Source organism: Desulfovibrio gilichinskyi (assembly GCF_900177375.1).
GTDB classification, from domain to species: domain Bacteria; phylum Desulfobacterota; class Desulfovibrionia; order Desulfovibrionales; family Desulfovibrionaceae; genus Maridesulfovibrio; species Maridesulfovibrio gilichinskyi.
Genome location: NZ_FWZU01000005.1, coordinates 335,268 through 356,666, shown reverse-complemented (window position 1 = coordinate 356,666; position 21,399 = coordinate 335,268). Strand labels below are relative to the sequence as shown.

Below are 21,399 nucleotides of genomic sequence, written 5' to 3'. Positions count from 1 at the left end.
CTAATACCTTATCTTTACAAAATCAAGACTTCTGAGAAGTCCGGGAAATGTTGACCTGTCTTGATCTAGCAACAGCTAAATCACCGTCATTCACATTTTTAGTAATAGTTGATCCGGCTGCTATAAGCACACCGTTCCCGACAGTAACAGGAGCCACTAGAGCTGTGTTGCTGCCGATAAAAGCATTTTCACCGATAATTGTTTTAAACTTATTTTTTCCGTCGTAATTGCAGGTAATCGTCCCTGCACCGATATTTGTTCCTGCCCCGATTTCACTGTCTCCGAGGTAGGTAAGATGACTGGCTTTTGCTCCTTTTCCAAGGATAGCCTTTTTCACCTCAACAAAATTACCTATCTTTGATCCTTCTTCAAGTACAGCCCCTGGACGAAGACGTCCATATGGACCGACAGAACACTGAGGTCCGACTTTCGCATCTTCAAGATGGCTGTACGCCTTAATTTCTGCATTCTCATCAATACTGCTATCAGTTATTACAACATGAGATTTAATTACTGCGCCGGATGCAATTGAAGTTTCACCGTAAAGCTCGCACGGGCCGGTTATTTCCACTCCCGGCTTGATGGTTACGCGTGGGCCGATCACTACTGACTCCCAATTATGAAGTATTACTCCGGAGCGCAACCATTTTTCTGCAATTCTCAGTCTAAGAGTTGATTCTGCCTTTGCAAGCTCATACGGACTATTGATGCCCATAAGTTTAGTAGAATCTCCACAACCGACGGCAGTAACAGCCATCCCGCGTTCAACCGCGAGATCAACTAAATCAGTAATATAATACTCACCGCTTTTGTTTTCATTGGTAAGCTTGAACACCAATTCTTCAATCGCAGAAATTTTAAGGCAGTAAATTCCGGCATTCACTTCACCGCTGGCAACTCCGTAAATGGACTCGTCATAATCTTTGGCTTCTACAATTGCCGTAACCTGACCGGCTTTATTACGAATGACCCGTCCGAACTGGTTAGGTTCGTGAGGGGTGATTGTAACAAATGACAAGTCCGCACCGTCTTCTTTAACTGCTTCAAGAAAATTACTGACAGCCTTAGCACTGATAAGCGGAGTATCCCCGTTTACAACCAGACAATACTCGTAACCGGAACTTTTAATCCGGTCCCAGCCTTGCTGCAAGGCATGCCCTGTTCCAAGCTGCTCCTTTTGAAGAACAAACCGATCCTTCATTTGAGGAAAAGAATCTTCAACATACTCAGAGCCGAAACCAACTATTGTAAATATTTCATCACCGATGGATGGGCGCAAAGCGTTGTAAACATAATATAGCATTGATTCGCCCAAAAGAGTCTTAAGAACTTTAGGCTTTTCAGAATGCATACGTGTTCCTTTTCCTCCTGCAAGGACTAAGGCACAAGCAAATAAATCGTGTATCATAATCTCTCCGTATTTAGTACAGGCAACTAGTTATCAGGTTGCACTAACGGAGTAAATGAACAAAGATTTAAAAATGAAAAAAAAATGAACGAAAATTACGACTAGAATTGCACTATTCCAGATAGTTATGCGAACGTCATTTAAATATAAATGATTTGAGTAATTACCGAATATAACTCGGGTATAATTTCTTTTGAGTACAGCTATTTTCAAATTTTTGTATAATTGAGAATGATCTTTCACCTTCAATTGATGGATAATTTTCTGACTGGAATTTCCCGCAAAAAAAGGAGCAGACTGTTTAACAGTCTGCTCCTGAATAGCCATGGGGCTTTTGAGCCTGAAAATAAACTCTTACGAGTCTATGCTTCGGGCATACTAGGCAGCATCTTTGCAGCTTAAGCGAGCAATAGCTCTGTGAAGAGCAGCCTGCGCACGCGCTGATTCAATACTATCCTTTGCTTTCGCCATACGAGCTTTCGCCTTTTCCTGAGCTTTCTGAGCTCGAGCGAGATCGATCTCAACGGCCTTTTCAGCAACCTCAGCTAAGATAGTCACTTTGTTATTTCCGACTTCAGCAAAGCCGCCGGAAACGAATACATAGTGAGTACGGGTACCGTCATTATAATGAAGGTTACCTATGCCAAGAGCCGAAAGAAAGGGTATGTGATTGGCCATAATACCAAACTCACCCTCAATCCCAGGTGCGCCGACATAGTCGACTTCCTGAGAAAGGACCTTGCGATCAGGAGTAACGATTTCCAAGAGGAGCTTACTAGCCATAATCGCGTCCTATGCTATTTGTTTTTCTCTTTTTCGATGGCTTCTTCGATTGCGCCAACCATGTAGAAAGAGTTTTCAGCCATATCATCGTACTTGCCGTCAAGAATTCCTCTGAATGCCTTAACTGAATCCTCGAGCTTTACGTAAACGCCGGGGGTACCGGTGAAAACTTCAGCAACGTGGAAAGGCTGAGAGAGGAAACGCTGAATGCGACGAGCACGAGCAACAGTCTGTTTATCTTCATCAGACAATTCGTCCATTCCGAGAATGGCGATGATGTCCTGAAGGTCTTTATATTTCTGCAGAACCATCTGAACTTCACGAGCAGTGTTGTAATGCTCTTCACCGAGAATATTCGGGTCGAGAATACGTGAAGTGGAGTCAAGAGGGTCAACAGCAGGATAGATACCAAGTTCTGCAATCTGACGGGAAAGAACAAGTGTTCCGTCAAGATGAGAGAAGGTAGTAGCCGGAGCCGGGTCAGTAAGGTCATCGGCAGGTACGTATACAGCCTGAACAGAGGTGATAGAACCTTTGTTCGTAGAAGTAATACGTTCCTGAAGTCCACCAAGGTCAGTACCCAGAGTAGGCTGGTAACCAACAGCTGAAGGCATACGTCCGAGAAGTGCGGAAACTTCGGAACCGGCCTGTGTGAAGCGGAATATATTATCAACAAACAGAAGAACGTCTTCACCTTCAACATCACGGAAGTATTCAGCGATGGTGAGAGCTGTCAGAGCAACACGAGCACGTGCTCCCGGAGGTTCGTTCATCTGTCCGTATACTAGAGCGGATTTCTCCAGAACTCCAGCATCTTTCATTTCGTGATAGAGGTCATTACCTTCACGGGTACGCTCACCAACACCGGCGAAGCAGGATTTACCACCGTGCTGTTTCGCAATGTTGTTAATCATTTCCATGAGAATAACGGTTTTACCAACACCAGCACCACCGAAGAGACCCATTTTTCCGCCCTTGGGGAAAGGAACAAGGAGGTCAACAACTTTGATACCGGTTTCAAGCAATTCAACTTTAGTTGAAAGCTCGGTAAAGTCAGGAGCAGAACGGTGAATCGGCATAACCTTATCGGATGCGATCGGGCCGAGTTCATCAACAGGGCGACCGACAACGTTCAGGATACGTCCAAGCACTGCATCACCAACAGGAACTGTGATTGCTATACCGAGAGCATTAACATCCATGCCGCGGACGAGACCTTCAGTAGCGTCCATAGCAATGGTACGAACAACATTGTTACCGAGATGCTGTGCGACTTCACAAATGAGGTCCGGAGCATCGGTGTTGTTCGGGTTGTCAATCTGTACAGCAGTCAGAATGTTGGGCAATTGCCCTTCAGGGAATTCGACGTCAACAACGGCGCCGATAACCTGAACAATTTTACCTATAATTTTACTCATCCGAGTAACCCCCTATATTATCCTTTCAGCGCTTCTGCGCCGCCGACAATGTCCATAAGATCCGCGGTAATAGCGGCCTGCCTAGTTTTGTTGTAAAGCAAGGTCAGTGATTCAGTCATGTCGTCGCAAGCTCTGGAAGCGTTATCCATAGCGGCCATGCGGGCAGCATGTTCACTAGTGGATGTATCGAGTAGTCCGCGATAAACCTGAACCTTCACAAAACGGGGCAGAAGCTCCGCGAGAAGACCTTCGACAGAAGGTTCGTAAATGTATTCGCTGGAAGTCTTAGACTCACCTTCTTCCGCTGCAACGTCCGAAGACATAGGCAGAACTTTAAGTCTGGTAGGTTCCTGAGAAGCGACACTTACAAACTTTCCATAGACTAGGTAAACTTCGTCAAGTTCTTCAGTAAGGTAGGCATCAATTACTTTGTTGCCGATAGTAATCGCGAGGTTAAAGTCAAATGAGTTCATTTGATCAGCGTATGATTCAACGACTTCAAATTCACTTTTTTTAACTGCTGCGCGACCCTTTTTACCTATACAGTAAAACTTAACAGTTTTACCCTCAGCCTTCTTTTCTGCAGCCAATTTCATGGCCGAATGTATCATATTAGCATTAAAACTACCGCAAAGTCCGCGATCAGAAGTGACGAGCATAATGCCGACAGTCTTGATCTCTTCATGGACTTCAAGCAGCGGATGGACGCTTGAGTCCGCTCCGGCTGCCAGGTCACCAAGCATTTCATAGAACTTGTCTGCATAAGGGCGGAAGCGTTCAATTCTTGACTGAGCGCCACGCAACTTAGCCGACGCGACCATGTTCATCGCTTTGGTAATCTGCTTAGTCTTTTTAATACTGACTATTTGATTCTGTACATCCTTAAGAGAAGCCATCAGTACCTCCCAGGATTAAGCTGTGAAACCTTTTTTAAACTCTTCAAGAGCGGCCTTCAGCTTGCCTTCAATCTCATCATCAAGAACCTGCTTAGTCTTAATGCCTTCCATAATTTCAGGTTTGGCACTTGCGATGAACTCAATAAGCTCTCCTTCGAACTTACGAACAGCAGAAACAGGAATTTCATCCATGTGGCCGCGAGTACCGGCGTACAAAGAGATAACCTGCTGCATAACGTTCATAGGTTTAAACTGAGACTGCTTGAGAAGCTCAACCATGCGGGCACCGCGGTTCAGTTTCTGCTGAGTTGCTTTATCAAGATCGGAACCGAAAGCAGCAAACGCTGCAAGTTCACGATACTGAGCAAGGTCAAGACGGAGTGTACCGGCAACCTGTTTCATAGCCTTGATCTGAGCTGCACCACCAACACGGGAAACGGACAGACCTACGTTAATAGCAGGACGAACACCGGCGTTGAAAAGGTTCGGCTCAAGGTAAACCTGACCGTCAGTAATAGAAATAACGTTGGTCGGGATATATGCGGAAACGTCGCCTGCCTGAGTTTCAATGATAGGTAAAGCTGTCAAAGAACCAGCACCGAGGCTGTCGTTTACTTTACAAGAACGTTCGAGAAGACGTGAATGCAAGTAGAAAACGTCACCAGGGAAAGCTTCACGTCCTGGAGGACGACGAAGCAGGAGGGACATCTGTCTGTATGCAACAGCCTGCTTGGAAAGGTCATCATAAGCAATCAGAGCATGCTTACCGCTATCACGGTAGTATTCAGCCATTGTAGCACCGGTATATGCAGAAATGAACTGCAAAGGAGCTGCTTCGGAAGCTGTTGCTGAAATGATTGTGGTGTATTCCATTGCGCCGTGTTTACGGAGAATGTCGGCAACAAGAGCAACAGATGCTTTCTTCTGACCGATAGCTACGTAGAAACAATGAATACCGGAGTCTTTCTGTGCAAGGATAGCATCGATGCAGATCGCGGTTTTACCAACCTGACGGTCACCGATGATAAGTTCACGCTGTCCGCGTCCAACTGGAGTCATTGCATCGATAGCCTTGAGGCCTGTGTACATAGGTTCATGTACAGATTTACGAGCAATAATACCGGGAGCTTTAAGCTCAACAGGACGGGTTTCATCAGATTCGATTGGTCCGAATCCGTCAATTGGCTGACCGAGTGGGTTAACAACACGGCCCATGACAGCTGGTCCAACAGGAACAGAGAACAGTTTGCCGGTACGTTTTACCGGGTCACCTTCTTTAATGCCGGTATCATCGCCGAGAAGAGCGACACCGACGTTATCTTCTTCAAGGTTGAGAACCATGCCCATGAGGCCGCCAGGAAACTCAAGGAGTTCCATAGCCATTGCGTTCTCAACACCGTGTACACGAGCGATACCATCACCAACGAGGAGAACGGTACCTGTTTCGCTCATCTCGACCTTAGATTCATAATTTTGAATCTGATCTTCAATGATTTTGCTGATTTCTTCCGCTTTAATCTGCATGGCCCTACACACCCCTTTTAATCTGTTCTTTCATCATTTGCAGCTGTGCGCGAATGCTTGCATCAAGAACTTTATCTCCGACCTGAAGAACCACACCACCAAGGATATCGTTATTCATTGCAAACTCAAGTTCGAGTTTGCACTTAAGTTGATCTTCGAGACGTTCTTTAATTTCAGTCTGACGCTTCTCGGTCAGCTTAATCGCAGTCACGAGTTTACCTCGGACGATCCCCTGGACAGCGTCCAGCATTCCAGAATAGTCACTTGCTATTTCGGGAATACATGGAAGCCTTCCTTTATCGGCCAAAAGGTTGCAAAAGTTTTTTACCACAGGTCCTGCCGAGGTCTTTTCGAGTAGTTTATCAAGTACGGATTTCTTTTCTTCCGCACTGAAAACAGGATTCTGAAAGAGCCTCAGGGCCTCCGGGGAATCTTCCAGGATCTGGGACAACTCGGTCAGTGCCTTACCATACGCCGCGAGGTCTGCTTCTCCCTGCTTCTGGCCAACAGAGAACAGCGCCTTTGCATATCTGCGTGAGACTATGTTCCCGGTCAATTGAGCACCACCTTTGTTAAGTATTCATCCACAAGATTCTCATGCTGAGCTTTAGTGAGTGTGCTTTTGACGATTTTCTCAGCGGCTTCGATGACTTTGTCAGCCATTTCAGCACGCATTTCGTCACGGGCAATCAAGAATTCCTGCTCAGCGGAGACTTTCGCCTGAGCTTTCAAATGCTCAGCACTCTGTTCTGCCTTCTGGATAATTGCCGCTTTCATGGATTCGCCCTGGTTTCTGGCTTCGGTAAGGATTGCATCCTTTTCCTTTTCCAGATTAGCAATACTCTTTTCCACGTCCTGAAGCTTCTTCTCTGCAGCTTCCTTACGAGCCTGCAAATCGTTAAGCTCCTGTCTGATTCCGGCCTGACGTCCTTTAAAAAGTCCGGCAATTTTCTTGCCGGCAAATTTGTAAAGAATTCCAAGAACCAAAATCAAGTTGAGGACGCGCCAAGTAAAGTTCATCCAGGGAATCTCATGTTCCCCTGCTCCATGGCCGGCGGCGAAGGCTGTGCCTGCTACCAGCAATGCAGTAAGAGTGGCAATTGCCATGATCATGTGTTTCCGCTTCAAGGCTAAACCCCCCTTCGATATTGATTAGGCCTAGCCAAGAACCTTGGCTGTAACCTTCTGAGCAAAAGCTTCGATCTCACCATCAAGAACTTTCAAGGCCGCACCTTTTTCGGATGCAACTTCTGCGCGGGCTTCTTTCAAAGTCACAGTTGCGACCTTACCTGCTTCAGAAAGAACTGCCTGCTCTTCTTTGGCACCCTGTTCTTTAAAGCCGTTCCGGATTTCCATACCCTGCTTACGGGCACTGTCCAAAGCGGTTTCGTAGTCTTTCACCTTCGAATCAGCCGAGGTTGTGAAATTTTCCACTTTCGAGAGCTGATCACTCATAAGCTCCGAACGTTTTCTAATTATTTCACGAATCGGACGAAACATAAGAAGGTTGAGAACAAGAAGGGTGATGATGAAGTTTGCTAACTGGATAAAAAAGCTAATATCTAAATCAATCATGCCTGCTCCCGAAAAGGTTGTGAATTTTTGTCCAAAGTCTGTCGCCGTTTAACTTTTATTTAGGGTTGTGTCAAAGGGTTTTTCGATTTGAACTGGTTACTCTTTCCTCTTCAAGCCCCGTCAACACTGGCTTGTTAAAAAATTAACTTATTTCTTCAGCTACAGTCTCAACCGCCTCAACTCCGGCTGAGCTCATAGTAACGCGCCCTTCCAAAACTGCTCCTTCCTCAACAACAAGGACAGGTGTGACCAGATTACCTTGAAGGTTTGCAGTCTTATGAAGCACAGCCTTATCACGAGCATAAACTTCACCTGTAACTTTGCCGCTCAATACGAGCTGGCCTATCCTCAAGACACCTTCAACCCGGGCATCTTTACCGACAACCAGAGTCCCCTCGGACTCCACTTCCCCACTGAAGTTGCCGTCGATACGCACAGCGCCCTGGAAGTTCAACTTTCCTTGATAATCTGTTCCACTACCGAGAAAAGCATTTATTTCATCTCTTGCCATTTGTGCTCCTTTTGTACCTGTGCCGATTTTAGAAAATCCGAACATACGGCTTACCCCTGTTTGAATACGTAGCGTCTCATGGACACATTTAAAACGAGTCCTATTAGACAAAAATTAACTACAGTGGCACTGCCGCCATAGCTGATAAATGGTAGAGGTATGCCTACTACCGGCATTAGTCCGAGGACCATACCCATATTGATTAAGATTTGCCAGAAGAAATAAAAGAATACGCCTGCAGCGAGATAGCTTCCGAATAAATCCTTGGCATCCCTTGCAGTTACAACCATCTGATATAAAAATACACAAAAAAGACTAAGTACGGTCATTGCGCCGACAAAGCCCCATTCCTCTCCGAAAACAGCAATCGCAAAGTCAGTATGTTTCTCCGGTAAAAACCGTAACTGGCTCTGAGTTCCGCCGAGAAATCCTTTTCCCCAAAGCCGGCCTGAACCGATTGCAATTTCAGACTGGATAATATGATAACCTGACCCGAGCGGGTCGCTTGCAGGATTCATAAACGAGATAACTCTTCGTTTTTGGTAATCATGCATAAAAAGCCAACCAAGAGGAATAATGCATGGAATAGCGACAGCCATTGTTTTAAAAACTTTGGATGTAAGCCCTCTGTAAAGAATCATTCCACCAAGGATTAAAAGAGCATTCAGACCTGATCCAAGGTCAGGCTGCAAAATAATCATTCCCGCGGGAAGAAGCCCCACGGCAACGACATATCCCAATTTAAGAAAACCAAGCGGTTCAATATCCCTTGATAAAATTCTTGCTCCGATTACAAGAATAGTAATTTTGGCAAGTTCACTCGGTTGAAAATTAAAAAAACCAAGATCAATCCATCTACGGGCCCCGTAAATTGTTTTTCCTGCAAACGGTACCGCAAGCAAAAGCAGTACAGTCACCCAAAAAAGAGGCCATGCGATAGTCTTTAAATGCCTGTAATCGAAGAGCATAAAGGTCAACATTCCGCCGAATCCCATCAGCCCCCAGATCAACTGTTTCTGATAAAATGAATTAACACTCATGCCGTCTTCCATTCTGAATCCGCTGGCTGAATAAAGATTCAATACGCCAACAAAAAACAACACGGCCGCGAGTCCCAGCAATAACCAGTTCATGTGAATGAGCAGCCTTCTGTCAATCGGAGACATTATTTTACCGCTCCTTTGCCATCAGGCTTTTTATCAAAAAGGTAATCGTATATAGCACCAACAATCGGACCTGCTCCTGAACCGCCATGCAGTCCATGTTCAATCATGCAGACTACAACATAACGCTGGTCGCCTCTTTCAGCAAAACTGGCCATCCATGCATGATCTCTATATTTGTAAGGGATATCTTTATCCTTCATTTTTTTAATCTCGTCGGTAAGTTTGACAACCTGCGCAGTTCCAGTCTTGGCACCAACAATAACGCCCTGCTTTCTAAGTCTTCTTGCTGTTCCGTGCGGCCCGTCAACGGTTTCAACCATAGCCTCTTTTATAAGGTCCAGCTGACTTTTTAATATCGGCAGCTGCCCTTGCTCTTCCGCTGGTTCTCCGGCTAGAAGCTGTGGGCGAAGAAGTTTGCCACCGTTTATAAGAGAAGCAATAAATCTGGCAACTTGTAATGGTGAAGTAAGTGTATACCCCTGTCCGATTGCCAAGTTAAGATTTTCGCCGGGATGCCAGATATCACCGAACCGCTTTCTCTTCCATTCGCGGGTCGGGACCAGTCCTGACTTTTCATGAGGAAGTGAGATACCTGTTGTATTTCCAAAACCGGCTTTTTTTGCAAAATCACTGATCCGGTCAACACCGAGTTTCATGCCGAGTTTATAAAAATAAACATCACATGATTCGACCAGTGCGTCCTTAAGATTAACTTCACCATGACCACCTCTTTTCCAGCAGCGGAAAGTATATTTACCCAGTTTAACATAGCCCGGGCAATAAAAAGTCTCACTTGGATTGATCATATTATTGTGAAGACCGCATGCGGCAACGACAAGTTTGAAGACAGAACCTGGCGGATAAACACTTTGAATAACGCGATTCTGCAACGGATGCATGGGGTCATTGCTCAGCTCAGCCCATTCTTTTTTGCTGAGTCCTGAAGTAAAAGAATTATTGTCATACGAAGGAGCACTCACGAAAGCCAATATCTGGCCGTTGTCAGGATTCATGACCACAACGGCTCCGGCCTTTCCTTCAAGGAGTTTTCCACCAAGCTCCTGAAGACCGAGATCAATCGAAAGATCAATATCCTCACCTGCCACAGGAGGGTTCAGAATCCGTTCTTTGAGCCGCCTGCCTGTAGCGTCGACCTCGCACTGCCTGCGCCCTTTAACTCCTCTGAACCGTTTTTCAAGGATATCTTCAAGCCCTTGTTTCCCGACAAAATCGCCTACGGCAAGATCACTGTCTGCTTCCAGTTCACCTTCACCGCATTCTGAAACATATCCAAGGACATGCGACAAAAGAGGACCTTGCAAATAACGCCTTCGCGGGCGTACGACAACTTCAAGACCGGGCCAATGCAATGCATTTGCCTCAATCATGGCGACTTGTTTAAAAGTGAGATTCGGAGCTAGAATAAGCGGTTCAAACGGCTTTACGCGTTTACGTGATTTTTTAAATATTTCTTTGATGTCAGAAAGATTTTCACCGGTCCATTCAGAAACAGTTTTCAGCGTTCCATCAAGGTCTTTACAGTCTTCACGTACAATGCCCAAAGCATACGCAGGTTCATTCAAGGCCAAAAGCTTTCCATTGCGGTCACGGATCAGCCCACGCGGGGCATACAGTCTATCCTGTCTGAGCTGATTGTTCTTCGCCTGTTCTGCGAAATAGGCCCCTTTGTGAATCTGCAAAAACCAAAATCTAAGCGCAAAAACACAAAAAAGCAGGAGTATCAACCCCTGCAGTAACAGCAAGCCGGTCTTCGGCGGCTGCTGAGATTTTGATTCATACAGAGAGCTCATGCTTTAACCGTTCCGGATAAATATATTTTATGAAAAGCCACTCAAGCGGGAATATGGCAAATTGTAAAATCCCCTCATAAAGGTAGCGGTCAGGAGCCCAATTCATATCGGCGAGCATTGTCATCATGCCTATTAGAAACGGATGTAAAAGGCCAAGCCCTGCCCCGCAAAGAAGCGCGAACATCAGACTCTGCACATCAAAGAACATGGCTCCGCAGCGATACAATGCAAAAATGGAAGAATACCAGAGAAGAGAATAGCCGAACGGCAATCCACCGAGTCCTTCCTGAATGAGAGACCAAAAAAGGATTAACCAGATCAGTAATGTTTTGCGCTCCATCTGGATACAAAGCAAAAGTCCCGGAGCAAGAAAATCTACTCCGGGTACCACTTTTTGTGCCCATATCCCGACAACTGTAAATGCAGTCCACCACATAAAAGAAAACATTTTAGCTCCCTTCCGGTGAAGTTGAGTTACCCGTAATCTTTTTATGGAGCAAAAGGACTTCTTCCATGTCCTCCATATTAACTAACGGAACAGCTTCAATCTTTAGGAATAAAGAAATATCTGACCGTTCAACGGAGATAACTTTTGCAACAGGAAGCCCTGGAGGATAAAGCCCTGCAAGCCCTGAAGTCTCAAGAATTTCACCTTCAGAAACAGGCGCGTTAAGCTTCATATATTTGGCATCCAAAGGCTCACCGGCACCGTTTCCGACTAATAATCCGGTGGTTCTGTGAAGTTGCCCTCTGACGGAAATTCTACTGTTGAGGTCAGTAATAAGCAGTGCTTTTGAAGAAGAAAAACCAGGTTGTACGACTCTCCCGACAACACCCAGAGGTGTCAGCACAGGAGTATCTGCCGTGACGCCTGACGCAGAGCCTTTGCTCAGTATGATAGTATCCAAAGCGGCAGAAGGGCCCATCCTGTGGGCAATAACCCGCGCTCCGTCCACGTACCAGCCGTCTTCAGGTGAAAACAAAAGTAAAGTTTGCAACCTGGCAGCCTGGTCGGCTTTTTCCCGGAGCGTCATAATTTCGAGACGCATTAAATCATTTTGGGAGCTGAGCAGATCATTTTGTTCTTTTAATCCGACAAGATAAATATACTTATCCCAGAAATCTGTGGATTTATCGAAAACCCATTCGCCTGGCCACAGTGACCACTTAACAAATTCGAGCCCTGAATAATCCGCCAATCGATCAAGCTGCCCTGATCGCAGATTCCACGAATAAAGGCTGAGGTAAATAAATAAGCCCACAATTATGGCTATAGCGGTACGCTTGAGCTTCAAACTAAATCCTCTATCTTAACATAAAGATACCAAATCAAACACATGACGCTGTTTCTTAAAAATTTAGTTACCCAAGAACTGAGCAGGATTTAGAAATTGATTCTTTAAATTCAACAAAAAACTGCCGCCGACTGGCATAGCACAGCATATTCTTAAGAGCATAATTTTGAGGGGAATTTACCCTCAAAATTATGCTCTTAACATAGAAAAATGCACTCTCTGCGAATCCACTGCAACAGTTAAAGCTAATCTATTGTAACTTCTTTATAAATATCCAGATGTTCAAGAGCTTTTCCTGATCCGATAACAACAGCATTAAGCGGGTTATCGACAACAGTGATAGGAAGGTGAGTTTCCCGGCTGAGCAACTGGTCTAAGCCCTTAAGCAAAGCCCCGCCGCCAGTCAGAACTATACCTCTATCGACAATGTCAGCAGCAAGTTCAGGAGGAGTCTGTTCCAAAGCAACACGAACACCCTGCACAATACTGTCGACCTGTTCAGAGATAGCTTTTCTGATTTCAGCGGAAGTAATCAAAATATTCTGAGGTATTCCTGTCACAAGGTCACGACCTTTGACTTCCATTTCAATCTCTTCTTCAAGAGGAAATGCGGAACCGATTTTTATTTTGATCCGTTCTGCGGTGCTTTCACCTATCAGCATGGAATACTTACGTTTTACATGTTGCATGATCGATTCATCCATCTTGTCTCCGCCGACTCTTACTGAGCGCGCGTATACAATACCGGACAAAGAGATCACAGCTATTTCAGAGGTGCCGCCGCCGATGTCAACTACCATATTAGAGGTAGGCTCGGTGATGGGGAGATTTGCGCCGATTGCGGCAGCCATAGGTTCTTCAATAAGATAAACCTCACGGGCTCCTGCGCTCTGTGCAGACTCTTTAACTGCCCTCTTTTCAACCTGAGTTATGCCGGTAGGAACACAGATCATGATTCTGGGTCTTACCAGCCTGCGGCTATTGTGGACTTTTGAAATGAAATGACGCAACATAGCTTCAGTTACTTCAAAGTCGGCGATAACGCCGTCTTTCATAGGTCTGATCGCGACTATATTTCCGGGAGTTCTACCAAGCATTCTCTTGGCTTCAATCCCTACGGCGAGAACTTTACTTACGCCATTAGCATCGCGCTTCACAGCTACAACCGAAGGTTCACTGAGCATTACGCCTTTACCCTTAACATAGACCAAGGTATTTGCTGTACCCAGGTCAATTGCAAGGTCATTGGAAAACGAGCCGAGTATCTTGTCAAATATAGATGCCATATTCTACTGGAAACTCCAAAAAAAATGTGATTCAAACGACGCCTCAGTAGACGCTTACTTTCCCTATATCAAAAGAAATTCCTCGGTATTAACTAGCAGAAGAAATTGCTACAGGCAACATATTACACCAATTACGACAACTGCTCATCAAAACTGTTAACATATTGTAAATTTTACTATTATTAACCGTGACTTAACATACTTTATCGGTCTGAAATAAAAGGAGTTATTATGCATCGGTTTTACGGACTGGCTGCACGCTTAAGGCAAAACTTCGGAAAACGTGTTCAAAAAGTACCATTGGATTTCGGGTTTTCATGCCCCAACCGTGATGGTAAAATTTCCTCAGAAGGATGCATTTTCTGTAACCCTTTGGGATCAGGTTCAGGCATGCATTCACAGTCATCCACCATTTCAGAACAGTGGAATTTCTGGACAAAAAAATTTACAAGGCTTTATCATGCAAAATTATTTTTGGCCTACCTGCAATCCTATTCCAACACTTATGGAACCTTAGAACAAATCAAAAATTCTTTTGACCAGCTCCATGATCTTCCGGGCCTTATAGGCATATGCATCGGCACCAGACCAGACTGCCTTGATGCTGAAAAGCTTAAATTAATAAAAAATCTTAATCTGAAAGAAACTTGGATTGAGCTGGGACTTCAAAGTTCAAATGAAAACACATTAAAGTTGATCAACAGAGGGCATGATGCGAAATGTTTTGCCGACGCAGTGCTGCTTGCTGATTCATATGGAATAGAAGTCTGCGCACACGTTATCGCAGGTTTGCCCGGAGAAACGGAGAAAGATTTCCTCGCCTCGGTGGAATTTATAAATGATCTGCCTATTTCAGGTATTAAATTCCACAACTTATATATAAGCCGCAACACTCCGTTGCAAAAAATGTTTGAGCGTGGCGAATTTACGCCTTTTTCCATGGAAGATTACATCGGGATGCTTGAAAAAGCTGTTTCGATTTTGCGCCCTGACATTGTAATCCACAGACTTAATGCCGACCCGACGCCGGGGGAACTGATTGCTCCGGACTGGATTGAGCACAAAAGAAATGTTCAAAATGCTATTGATATGATGTTCGAAAATAATGATCTCTGGCAGGGGTGTGCAAGAGACGACGGCCCGGCGGCTCCGCCTGAATGGTTTGGTCCTGACCATCTTCCCCCCGGCAGGAAAAAGAAAATATAAACTGGAAAGCCCGCATCAAAACAGATTTGATACGGGCCTTCAAGCGAGGACAAGTAGAGGATAGAAAATTATCTGGAAAGTTTTTTCTGCATTTTAGCTCTGATATAAATAGCCAGAAGATTCATACCGAGAACTAAGGCAATAAGAACAAGCGATGTACCGTACTGGATATGTCTTGTCTTCTCGATTTCTGTTCCAGCGGTAGCCAGTACATATATATGATAAGGCAGGGCCATTACGTCGTCAAAAATGGTCTTAGGCATTTCAGGCGTAAAAAAGACTGCCGCTGTAAACATGATAGCTGCAGTTTCCCCGGCCGCGCGTGAAAGAGTCAATATTGCTCCTGTGAGCATTCCGGGCAAAGCAGCTGGAAGAACAACCCTGTAGATGGTCTGCCATTTAGTCGCGCCAAGCCCGAGTGAGGCCTCTCTGTAAGTTTGCGGAACAGAACGGAGAGCTTCCTCTGAAGCACCGATGACAAGCGGAAGAGCCAACGCTCCGAGTGTACATACTCCAGCCAGAATACTTACGCCCATTCCCATCACTGTTACAAAAAGTGACAGTCCGAAAAGCCCGAAGACAACTGAAGGAACTCCGGCAAGGTTGTTGATTCCGAGTCTGAGAACACGCACCAGTTTTGCTGAGGTTGCATATTCATTCAGATAAATTGCAGTTGCAATTCCCCATGGCAGAGCAATCATCAACGCACCGTAGCTGAGAATAATTGTACCTACGATACATGGAAATATCCCACCTTCAGTCATGGAATTTCGCGGACTTTCAGTCAAAAACTCCCAGCTCATAGCCGGTAACCCGTAATATAAAACAAAGCCGCATATAATAAGCAAAGCCAGCCCGTTAATTGCAGCGGCTCCTTTAAACAGCAAGAAAACAAACTTCTGTACTTTTTCTCGCAGAGAGTAATTACCGTGACCGGGTTTAAGCATATTTTCACCTGCTACAGACTCATTACTGAACATTGAATCGACCTGCTCTAAAGTTTCAGCGGAATTATTCATTATCATTCCTCTTTATTTAATTTTCAGACAACTTCCACTAAAGAGTGGCTGAACCGACTTGCTTGTATTTGTGAGCCACATAGTCGGCAATTAAGTTGAAAACCATTGTGAATAAGAACAACACCATGCCTATAGCAAAAAGTGCGTGGTAATGTTCACTATGGAAAGGAGCTTCGCCCATTTCAGCGGCAATGGATGCAGGCATTGGCCGTACAGGATCAAAGATTGAATGCGGTAACATTCCGGCTCCGCCTGCAACCATCAGGACAACCATAGTTTCGCCGATTGAACGGGCCATCCCCAAAATAATTCCTGTAGAAATACCGGACAAGGAAGCAGGAACCATTACCTTATAAATGCTCTGCCAATGCGTAGCTCCCAGAGCAAGAGAAGCTTCTTTAAGTTCCGGTGGAACTGAATAAAGCGCATCCTCAGAAAGACTTGTGATCGTCGGCACAGCCATAAAAGCCAGCATTACGGAGGCATTGAAAAGGTTCAGACCTACAGAAATATCAAAGAAAGACTGTAAAAAAGGAGCGACGACAACCATTCCGAAGAAACCGATTACAACAGAGGGAAGAGCTGCGAGCATCTCAACAGCAGGCTTAACAATGTTGCGAATCTTTGCAGGAGCAATCTCAGCAAGATAAATAGCAGTCATTACACCCAGCGGTATTGCAATCATTGAAGACAGCAGTGTGACCGCTCCTGAGCCCACAATAAGCGGCCAGATTCCAAATGCAGCAGGGTCGTCTGTCGGATACCATTCAAATCCGAAAATGAAGTCTTTCACAGAAACGAAGTTAAAAGTAGGAAGCCCTTCTATAAATAAGAACATCATAATTAAAAACAGGACCAATATTGATGTGAATGCTGTGACAAGGAAAAATGAATGGATTAAACGCTCGGTAGACCTTCTGCTTAGATTTAAAGCTTTCAGGATGAAGAGGATAATGCCGATAAAACCGAGAATAGAACTCAGAATATACCACCCTTTACCTCTTGCAGTGATCATATTCTCAGCACTTTGCTTTATTATTGTAAGCAGTTCCGCGTTCGTGCCATCCTTGCTTTTATCCATGAAAGCACGATCGGTACGAACATATGCATAAATTTTATTTATTTCAGAATTAAGATTATCAACTCTGGCTTCTTTTTCAGCTTTAGACAGATTTGAACTTTCTGTTGTTTCTGCAACTTCATGAGTAGACAACATCATGACTTTCTTGAGAGCTCCGGCAGAGCTCATAGAATAGTCTCCCCGTTTAGCCACTTTCTCAGTGGAAGAAATAAAAATCTGTTCTGCGTCGGTAGAGCTGGAGAGTTTGTAGGCATATGCCCCGCTCATAACCGCAAGAATTATTAATAAGAAACAGATGGATCGGGACGTTATCACGACTATTCCCCTGATAAAAATTTTAAACTTTGTAAAAGTTACGCCATTTTAATTTTAGACTGAAAATTCTCCGGGAGCAGAAACCTCCCGGAGAATTGTTTTGGATTTAATAAAGTCCTAATTAACTGACGTACTATTTGGTTACTGGAATGAATCCGACTTCAGCAGCCTGTTTCTGACCGGCAGGGCTCATCATGTAATCGATAAGAGCCTTAGCTTCACCGGAAGGAGTACCGGGAGTGTAAAGATTGAGACCGCGAGCGATTGGATAAGTTTTATCTTTTGCGGTTTTAACAGAAGGCTCAACACCGTTTACAGAAACACCTTTGAGTTCTTTATTAAGATAAGCGAGACCTACGTATCCGATTGCTTTTTTGTTTTTAGAAACAGCCTGTGCAACAGCTCCGTTTGAAGCCTGAAGAAGAGCACCTGGGAATACACGGCTTTTATCGCCACCGGAGTGCATGATTTTATCTTTCCAGCAATCATAGGTACCGGAAGAAGTGTCACGGGAAATTACAACAATAGGTTCATCAGCTCCGCCTAGTTCTTTCCAGTTAGATACTTTACCTGTGTAAATATCTTTGAGTTGTGCGATAGTAAGAGCAGATACTGAGTTAGCAGGGTTTACAACAGGAACGATGCAGTCAAGAGCAACAATAAACTGTTCAGGTTTACGACCGTTGTCGGTAGCGGTCTGAATTTCAGCAGCTTTCATGTCACGGGACATCATTGCGATATCAGTTGTTCCGTCGATAAGAGCTTTTGCACCGTTACTTGATCCGCCACCGGAAATGGAGATGGAGACGCTGGGATTTGCAGCCATAAATGTTTCTGCACATTTCTGCATTAAAGGAAGAACAGTAGTAGATCCTTTAACCTGAAGAGATCCTGCAAAAGCAGATCCTGTAAACGCCATAACCATGATTGCAACTAAGGCGATAATTCTAGATTTCATTTTTTTCCCTCTGAATTTGGATTTTTGCAGACGCAGTTTCACCGTGTCCGTTTTTTGTTGTTGAAATAGGGTCTATCTGAACTTAGTTACAAACCTGTTACGGCCAAGAGAAAGGTACGTGACAGAGGAATTTATCTTCATTTATCGATTTTATGAGGACTTCACATTCTGCTCAATCTCGTAAACATAGACTCACGGCATATTTAAAAGTCTTTTCTGAGGCTGGCATACTCATTGCTATATTTTCACTAATTATTAATTCCAAAAGCCGGAGTAATTTCTGTGAAGATCAAATATGCCATAATCGGCGCGGGTCCAACGGGCCTTGGCGCAGCTAGAAGACTGAACGAACTTGGTGAAAAATCATTCATTGTACTGGAAAAAAATTCCTATGCGGGTGGGCTTGCTTCCAGTTTTACCGATGAAAAAGGTTTCACATGGGATATCGGCGGGCATGTAGTTTTCTCACATTATGAATATTATGATAATCTTTTAGTGGAAATCCTCGTAGATGAATATTTGGAACATCAACGTGAGTCTTGGGTAAAATCCGGCAAAGTATGGGTTCCTTATCCTTTTCAAAATAATATTAGATACTTACCTAACCAAAAAAAATGGGAATGCGTTCGCGGACTTCTCCCCGGAGAGCGGTCAGAAGAAGAGCCTGCCAACTTTTTTGAATGGATTATCAACACCTTCGGCAAAGGCATCGCCGACCATTTTATGCTGCCTTATAATTTTAAAGTATGGGCAACCTACCCGGAAATGATGTCATTTTCATGGATAGGTGAAAGAGTGAGCGTTATTGACCTTAAAACCGTCATAAAAAATATCCTTCTGGAGCGCGACCAGCTTTCATGGGGGCCGAACAACACATTCAGATTCCCTTTAAAAGGCGGAACAGGATCTATATATCGTAACCTTGCTGAAACTCTCAGTAATCATATTTTATATAACACAAGCGTTGTTTCTGTTGATCAAAAGAATAAAATCATCACGGATTCATTGGGTAATACATTTGAATATGAATTTCTGTTAAGCACAGCTCCTCTAGATATTTTAGTTACGAAATGGCTCGAAAAGTCACCTGAAACACTTATAAACGCCGCAGACATGCTGAAACATAACGGCGTAATAGTTGTCGGTATCGGCATATCAACTTCTAAAAAAGATTCCCGCTGCTGGATGTATTTTCCTGATGACAACAGTCCTTTTTACCGTGTTACAAATTTTCACAACTATTCACCGAACAACACGCCTGTTCCCGGACAGGGACGTGCTTTAATGTGCGAAGTTTCCTATTCTGAACATAAATTTGTTGATCAGAATAAGGTAGTTGATGACGTAGAAGAAGGTCTCGTCACGACTGCTATGATCGATGACGAGGACAGAAAAAATATTATTTCCAGATGGTCAATAAATGTGAATTACGGCTATCCCATACCTTGCCTGCAACGCGATGAAGCGTTAAAGATTCTACAGCCTGCACTTGAATCCATGGATATTTACTCCCGCGGCCGCTTCGGAGGCTGGAAATACGAAGTTTCAAACATGGATCACTCAGTGATGCAGGGCGTAGAATGGGCTGAGAGAATGATTACCGGACAGCCCGAAACCACTTACAGGATAAGTTAATCACATGACCATATCTGCCGCCACTTATGAAAAAAGGCGGGAAAATGTTCGCAAACGTCTTAATGATCGCGGACTTCCTCCTTTATTGGTAAATTTTGCTGCAAACCGTTATTATCTCAGTGGATTTGAACTTCATGATCCTCAGTGCAATGAAACAGCAGGATGGATCATAATATGCCCTGACGGGAAAGATTTTCTTTTGACTGACCCCAGATACTTAGACGCAGCTCTTAGAATCTGGAACGAAGAAAATGTTTTTATTTATTCCGGAAACAAATTTGATGCACTTAAAGATTTTTTTAAAGCAAATTCTATTTCCGATCTGGGCTATGACCCCAAATCTATTAATCTCTTCGAATATGAAAAGCTAAATGATCTTTGTAAGCTTAAAGCTGTTTCAGGACTTGTCGAAGATTTGCGCCTGATTAAAGATGAAGAAGAAATCAGATTGATGGAAGAATCGTGTGCTCTTAATCATAAAGTATACGAACTCATCCAGCCGAAGCTTCAAGAAGGGCGTACTGAAGCAGAAATAGCCTGGGAAATTGAGCAGCTTTTCAGAAACAACGGCGCTTCGGGACTGTCTTTCTCCACCATTGTCGGAGTAGGCCCGAATGCAGCTCTCCCCCACGCAATTCCCGGTGAGACAAAATTGCGCGAAGGAGAACTTATTCTCATTGATATGGGCTGCCGACTCGGTGACTACTGTTCCGACCAGACCAGAACTTTTTTTATAGGCGATAAGCCTTCTGAAAGATTTCTGACTGTGCTTAGTCAGGTGCAGGAAGCGCAACAGGCCGCAATTGATATTCTGCGACCGGGCCTTCCTATTCAGCATGCGTACCACACAGCAAAAGCTGTTTTTGAAAAATACGGCGTTGAAAAATATTTCACACACTCTCTCGGACATGGTGTAGGACTTGAAACACATGAGCAGCCGAGCTTAAGTCCCATCGCAAAAGGCGAACTTAAACCCGGTATGGTCATTACCATCGAACCCGGACTCTACTACGCCGATTGGGGCGGTATCCGCTGGGAACACATGGTTCTGATCACAGAAGACAGTCACAAAGTTTTCTAACTAATCAGCAGGGTTCTTCGGAATCCTGCTTTATTTATTTTTTAAAAACCTGTTAAATATCAAATTCTTAAAATATGGCCCGCAATAATAGAAAACCACGCCCGCGCCCACTACCGGCACCACCCAAGTGTTCAAGCCGCATGTATATTCAGATAGCTCCAGCTGATATTGCTTTCTTCAGATTTTTTCTGGAAGCTATGGATAACCTCGCTCTTTTCACGGTGGCTGACAGATTCAAAGGAGTCCTTATGCTCCGCTATAGTGCTCATCAAGAACGAGAATTCTTTGAATTTCTGGACGGACTTAAAGAAGAGATCGAGATTAAGATTCTTCCTAACCCTTCTATTCCAGCATAATACATAGCTTTATCTCTCTCCACTAAACATTAATTTTAAATATGAATATTAATTCATATTTATTGACAATATGAA

21 protein-coding genes are annotated in these 21,399 nt (G+C 44.2%); 4 read left to right on the top strand and 17 right to left on the bottom strand.

Features of this window, described 5'->3' with window-relative positions; translation table 11 throughout:
• Positions 1-22 precede the first annotated feature (22 nt).
• The 14 genes from glmU to B9N78_RS15425 form a co-directional block, all read right to left on the bottom strand.
• Positions 23-1,408, bottom strand: coding sequence for a bifunctional UDP-N-acetylglucosamine diphosphorylase/glucosamine-1-phosphate N-acetyltransferase GlmU (gene glmU / locus B9N78_RS15495; RefSeq protein ID WP_085103911.1), 1,386 nt, complete (start codon positions 1,406-1,408; stop codon positions 23-25).
• A gap of 378 nt (positions 1,409-1,786) precedes the next feature.
• On the bottom strand, positions 1,787-2,191 hold the full coding sequence (locus B9N78_RS15485; RefSeq protein ID WP_085103907.1) for a F0F1 ATP synthase subunit epsilon: 405 nt from the start codon (positions 2,189-2,191) through the stop codon (positions 1,787-1,789).
• 14 nt (positions 2,192-2,205) lie between these two features.
• A complete protein-coding gene (gene atpD, locus B9N78_RS15480) occupies positions 2,206-3,609 on the bottom strand; it encodes a F0F1 ATP synthase subunit beta (RefSeq protein ID WP_085103905.1) in 1,404 nt (467 codons plus the stop codon).
• Positions 3,610-3,626: 17 nt separating this feature from the next.
• Positions 3,627-4,505 (bottom strand): F0F1 ATP synthase subunit gamma, encoded by an 879-nt coding sequence (locus B9N78_RS15475; RefSeq protein WP_085103903.1) that lies wholly within the window; start codon positions 4,503-4,505, stop codon positions 3,627-3,629.
• A gap of 15 nt (positions 4,506-4,520) precedes the next feature.
• Entirely contained in the window at positions 4,521-6,029 is a 1,509-nt protein-coding gene (atpA, locus tag B9N78_RS15470) for a F0F1 ATP synthase subunit alpha (RefSeq protein WP_085103901.1), read from the bottom strand.
• A gap of 4 nt (positions 6,030-6,033) precedes the next feature.
• Positions 6,034-6,585, bottom strand: coding sequence for a F0F1 ATP synthase subunit delta (locus tag B9N78_RS15465; protein WP_085103899.1), 552 nt, complete (start codon positions 6,583-6,585; stop codon positions 6,034-6,036).
• Positions 6,582-7,157, bottom strand: a complete 576-nt coding sequence (gene atpF / locus B9N78_RS15460) for a F0F1 ATP synthase subunit B (RefSeq protein WP_342743619.1) — start codon at positions 7,155-7,157, stop codon at positions 6,582-6,584. Before atpF ends, B9N78_RS15465 begins: the two co-directional genes overlap by 4 nt.
• Positions 7,158-7,187: 30 nt before the next feature.
• Positions 7,188-7,604, bottom strand: a complete 417-nt coding sequence (locus B9N78_RS15455) for a F0F1 ATP synthase subunit B (protein WP_085103895.1) — start codon at positions 7,602-7,604, stop codon at positions 7,188-7,190.
• 142 nt (positions 7,605-7,746) lie between these two features.
• Positions 7,747-8,115 (bottom strand): bactofilin family protein, encoded by a 369-nt coding sequence (locus B9N78_RS15450; RefSeq protein ID WP_085104126.1) that lies wholly within the window; start codon positions 8,113-8,115, stop codon positions 7,747-7,749.
• A 50-nt stretch (positions 8,116-8,165) separates the two neighbouring features.
• Positions 8,166-9,281, bottom strand: a complete 1,116-nt coding sequence (rodA, locus tag B9N78_RS15445) for a rod shape-determining protein RodA (RefSeq protein ID WP_085103893.1) — start codon at positions 9,279-9,281, stop codon at positions 8,166-8,168.
• Complete coding sequence (mrdA, locus tag B9N78_RS15440) at positions 9,281-11,092, bottom strand: penicillin-binding protein 2 (RefSeq protein ID WP_085103891.1); 1,812 nt, start codon at positions 11,090-11,092, stop codon at positions 9,281-9,283. The genes rodA and mrdA overlap by 1 nt, the downstream gene beginning before the upstream one ends.
• Complete coding sequence (locus B9N78_RS15435; RefSeq protein WP_085103890.1) at positions 11,076-11,540, bottom strand: hypothetical protein; 465 nt, start codon at positions 11,538-11,540, stop codon at positions 11,076-11,078. The genes mrdA and B9N78_RS15435 overlap by 17 nt, the downstream gene beginning before the upstream one ends.
• Before the next feature lies 1 nt (position 11,541).
• Complete coding sequence (gene mreC / locus B9N78_RS15430) at positions 11,542-12,387, bottom strand: rod shape-determining protein MreC (RefSeq protein ID WP_085103888.1); 846 nt, start codon at positions 12,385-12,387, stop codon at positions 11,542-11,544.
• A 245-nt stretch (positions 12,388-12,632) separates the two neighbouring features.
• Positions 12,633-13,673, bottom strand: a complete 1,041-nt coding sequence (locus B9N78_RS15425) for a rod shape-determining protein (protein WP_085103886.1) — start codon at positions 13,671-13,673, stop codon at positions 12,633-12,635.
• A gap of 231 nt (positions 13,674-13,904) precedes the next feature.
• Here B9N78_RS15425 and mnmL point away from each other — a divergent pair, with 231 nt between their 5' ends.
• Positions 13,905-14,879, top strand: coding sequence for a tRNA modification radical SAM protein MnmL/YtqA (gene mnmL, locus B9N78_RS15420; RefSeq protein ID WP_085103884.1), 975 nt, complete (start codon positions 13,905-13,907; stop codon positions 14,877-14,879).
• A gap of 68 nt (positions 14,880-14,947) precedes the next feature.
• Here the strand turns inward: mnmL and pstA are convergent, their stop codons facing one another.
• The 3 genes from pstA to B9N78_RS15405 form a co-directional block, all read right to left on the bottom strand.
• A complete protein-coding gene (gene pstA, locus B9N78_RS15415; protein WP_425429862.1) occupies positions 14,948-15,898 on the bottom strand; it encodes a phosphate ABC transporter permease PstA in 951 nt (316 codons plus the stop codon).
• Positions 15,899-15,935: 37 nt separating this feature from the next.
• Positions 15,936-16,796 carry a phosphate ABC transporter permease subunit PstC gene (gene pstC, locus B9N78_RS15410; RefSeq protein WP_245805577.1) on the bottom strand — a complete coding sequence of 287 codons (861 nt, stop codon included), beginning with the start codon at positions 16,794-16,796 and terminating at the stop codon, positions 15,936-15,938.
• Positions 16,797-17,427: 631 nt separating this feature from the next.
• Complete coding sequence (locus B9N78_RS15405) at positions 17,428-18,252, bottom strand: PstS family phosphate ABC transporter substrate-binding protein (protein ID WP_085104120.1); 825 nt, start codon at positions 18,250-18,252, stop codon at positions 17,428-17,430.
• Between the two features lie 282 nt (positions 18,253-18,534).
• On the opposite strand from B9N78_RS15405, the gene B9N78_RS15400 reads away from it, so the two are divergent.
• The 3 genes from B9N78_RS15400 (at position 18,535) to B9N78_RS15390 (ending at position 21,324) form a co-directional block, all read left to right on the top strand.
• Positions 18,535-19,887 carry a protoporphyrinogen/coproporphyrinogen oxidase gene (locus B9N78_RS15400; protein ID WP_085103882.1) on the top strand — a complete coding sequence of 451 codons (1,353 nt, stop codon included), beginning with the start codon at positions 18,535-18,537 and terminating at the stop codon, positions 19,885-19,887.
• A gap of 4 nt (positions 19,888-19,891) precedes the next feature.
• Positions 19,892-20,968 carry a M24 family metallopeptidase gene (locus tag B9N78_RS15395; RefSeq protein ID WP_085103881.1) on the top strand — a complete coding sequence of 359 codons (1,077 nt, stop codon included), beginning with the start codon at positions 19,892-19,894 and terminating at the stop codon, positions 20,966-20,968.
• Between the two features lie 140 nt (positions 20,969-21,108).
• Positions 21,109-21,324, top strand: coding sequence for a DUF4911 domain-containing protein (locus B9N78_RS15390; RefSeq protein WP_245805572.1), 216 nt, complete (start codon positions 21,109-21,111; stop codon positions 21,322-21,324).
• Positions 21,325-21,399 lie beyond the last annotated feature (75 nt).

Bases quoted from the DNA above. Each gene is read 5' to 3' on its own strand.
- glmU (WP_085103911.1), bottom strand. From the start codon at position 1,408: ATGATACACGATTTATTTGCTTGTGCCTTAGTCCTTGCAGGAGGAAAA.
- B9N78_RS15485 (WP_085103907.1), bottom strand. From the start codon at position 2,191: ATGGCTAGTAAGCTCCTCTTGGAAATCGTTACTCCTGATCGCAAGGTC.
- atpD (WP_085103905.1), bottom strand. From the start codon at position 3,609: ATGAGTAAAATTATAGGTAAAATTGTTCAGGTTATCGGCGCCGTTGTT.
- B9N78_RS15475 (WP_085103903.1), bottom strand. From the start codon at position 4,505: ATGGCTTCTCTTAAGGATGTACAGAATCAAATAGTCAGTATTAAAAAG.
- atpA (WP_085103901.1), bottom strand. From the start codon at position 6,029: ATGCAGATTAAAGCGGAAGAAATCAGCAAAATCATTGAAGATCAGATT.
- B9N78_RS15455 (WP_085103895.1), bottom strand. From the start codon at position 7,604: ATGATTGATTTAGATATTAGCTTTTTTATCCAGTTAGCAAACTTCATC.
- B9N78_RS15450 (WP_085104126.1), bottom strand. From the start codon at position 8,115: ATGGCAAGAGATGAAATAAATGCTTTTCTCGGTAGTGGAACAGATTAT.
- rodA (WP_085103893.1), bottom strand. From the start codon at position 9,281: ATGTCTCCGATTGACAGAAGGCTGCTCATTCACATGAACTGGTTATTG.
- mrdA (WP_085103891.1), bottom strand. From the start codon at position 11,092: ATGAGCTCTCTGTATGAATCAAAATCTCAGCAGCCGCCGAAGACCGGC.
- B9N78_RS15435 (WP_085103890.1), bottom strand. From the start codon at position 11,540: ATGTTTTCTTTTATGTGGTGGACTGCATTTACAGTTGTCGGGATATGG.
- B9N78_RS15425 (WP_085103886.1), bottom strand. From the start codon at position 13,673: ATGGCATCTATATTTGACAAGATACTCGGCTCGTTTTCCAATGACCTT.
- mnmL (WP_085103884.1), top strand. From the start codon at position 13,905: ATGCATCGGTTTTACGGACTGGCTGCACGCTTAAGGCAAAACTTCGGA.
- pstA (WP_425429862.1), bottom strand. From the start codon at position 15,898: ATGAATAATTCCGCTGAAACTTTAGAGCAGGTCGATTCAATGTTCAGT.
- B9N78_RS15405 (WP_085104120.1), bottom strand. From the start codon at position 18,252: ATGAAATCTAGAATTATCGCCTTAGTTGCAATCATGGTTATGGCGTTT.
- B9N78_RS15395 (WP_085103881.1), top strand. From the start codon at position 19,892: ATGACCATATCTGCCGCCACTTATGAAAAAAGGCGGGAAAATGTTCGC.
- B9N78_RS15390 (WP_245805572.1), top strand. From the start codon at position 21,109: ATGTATATTCAGATAGCTCCAGCTGATATTGCTTTCTTCAGATTTTTT.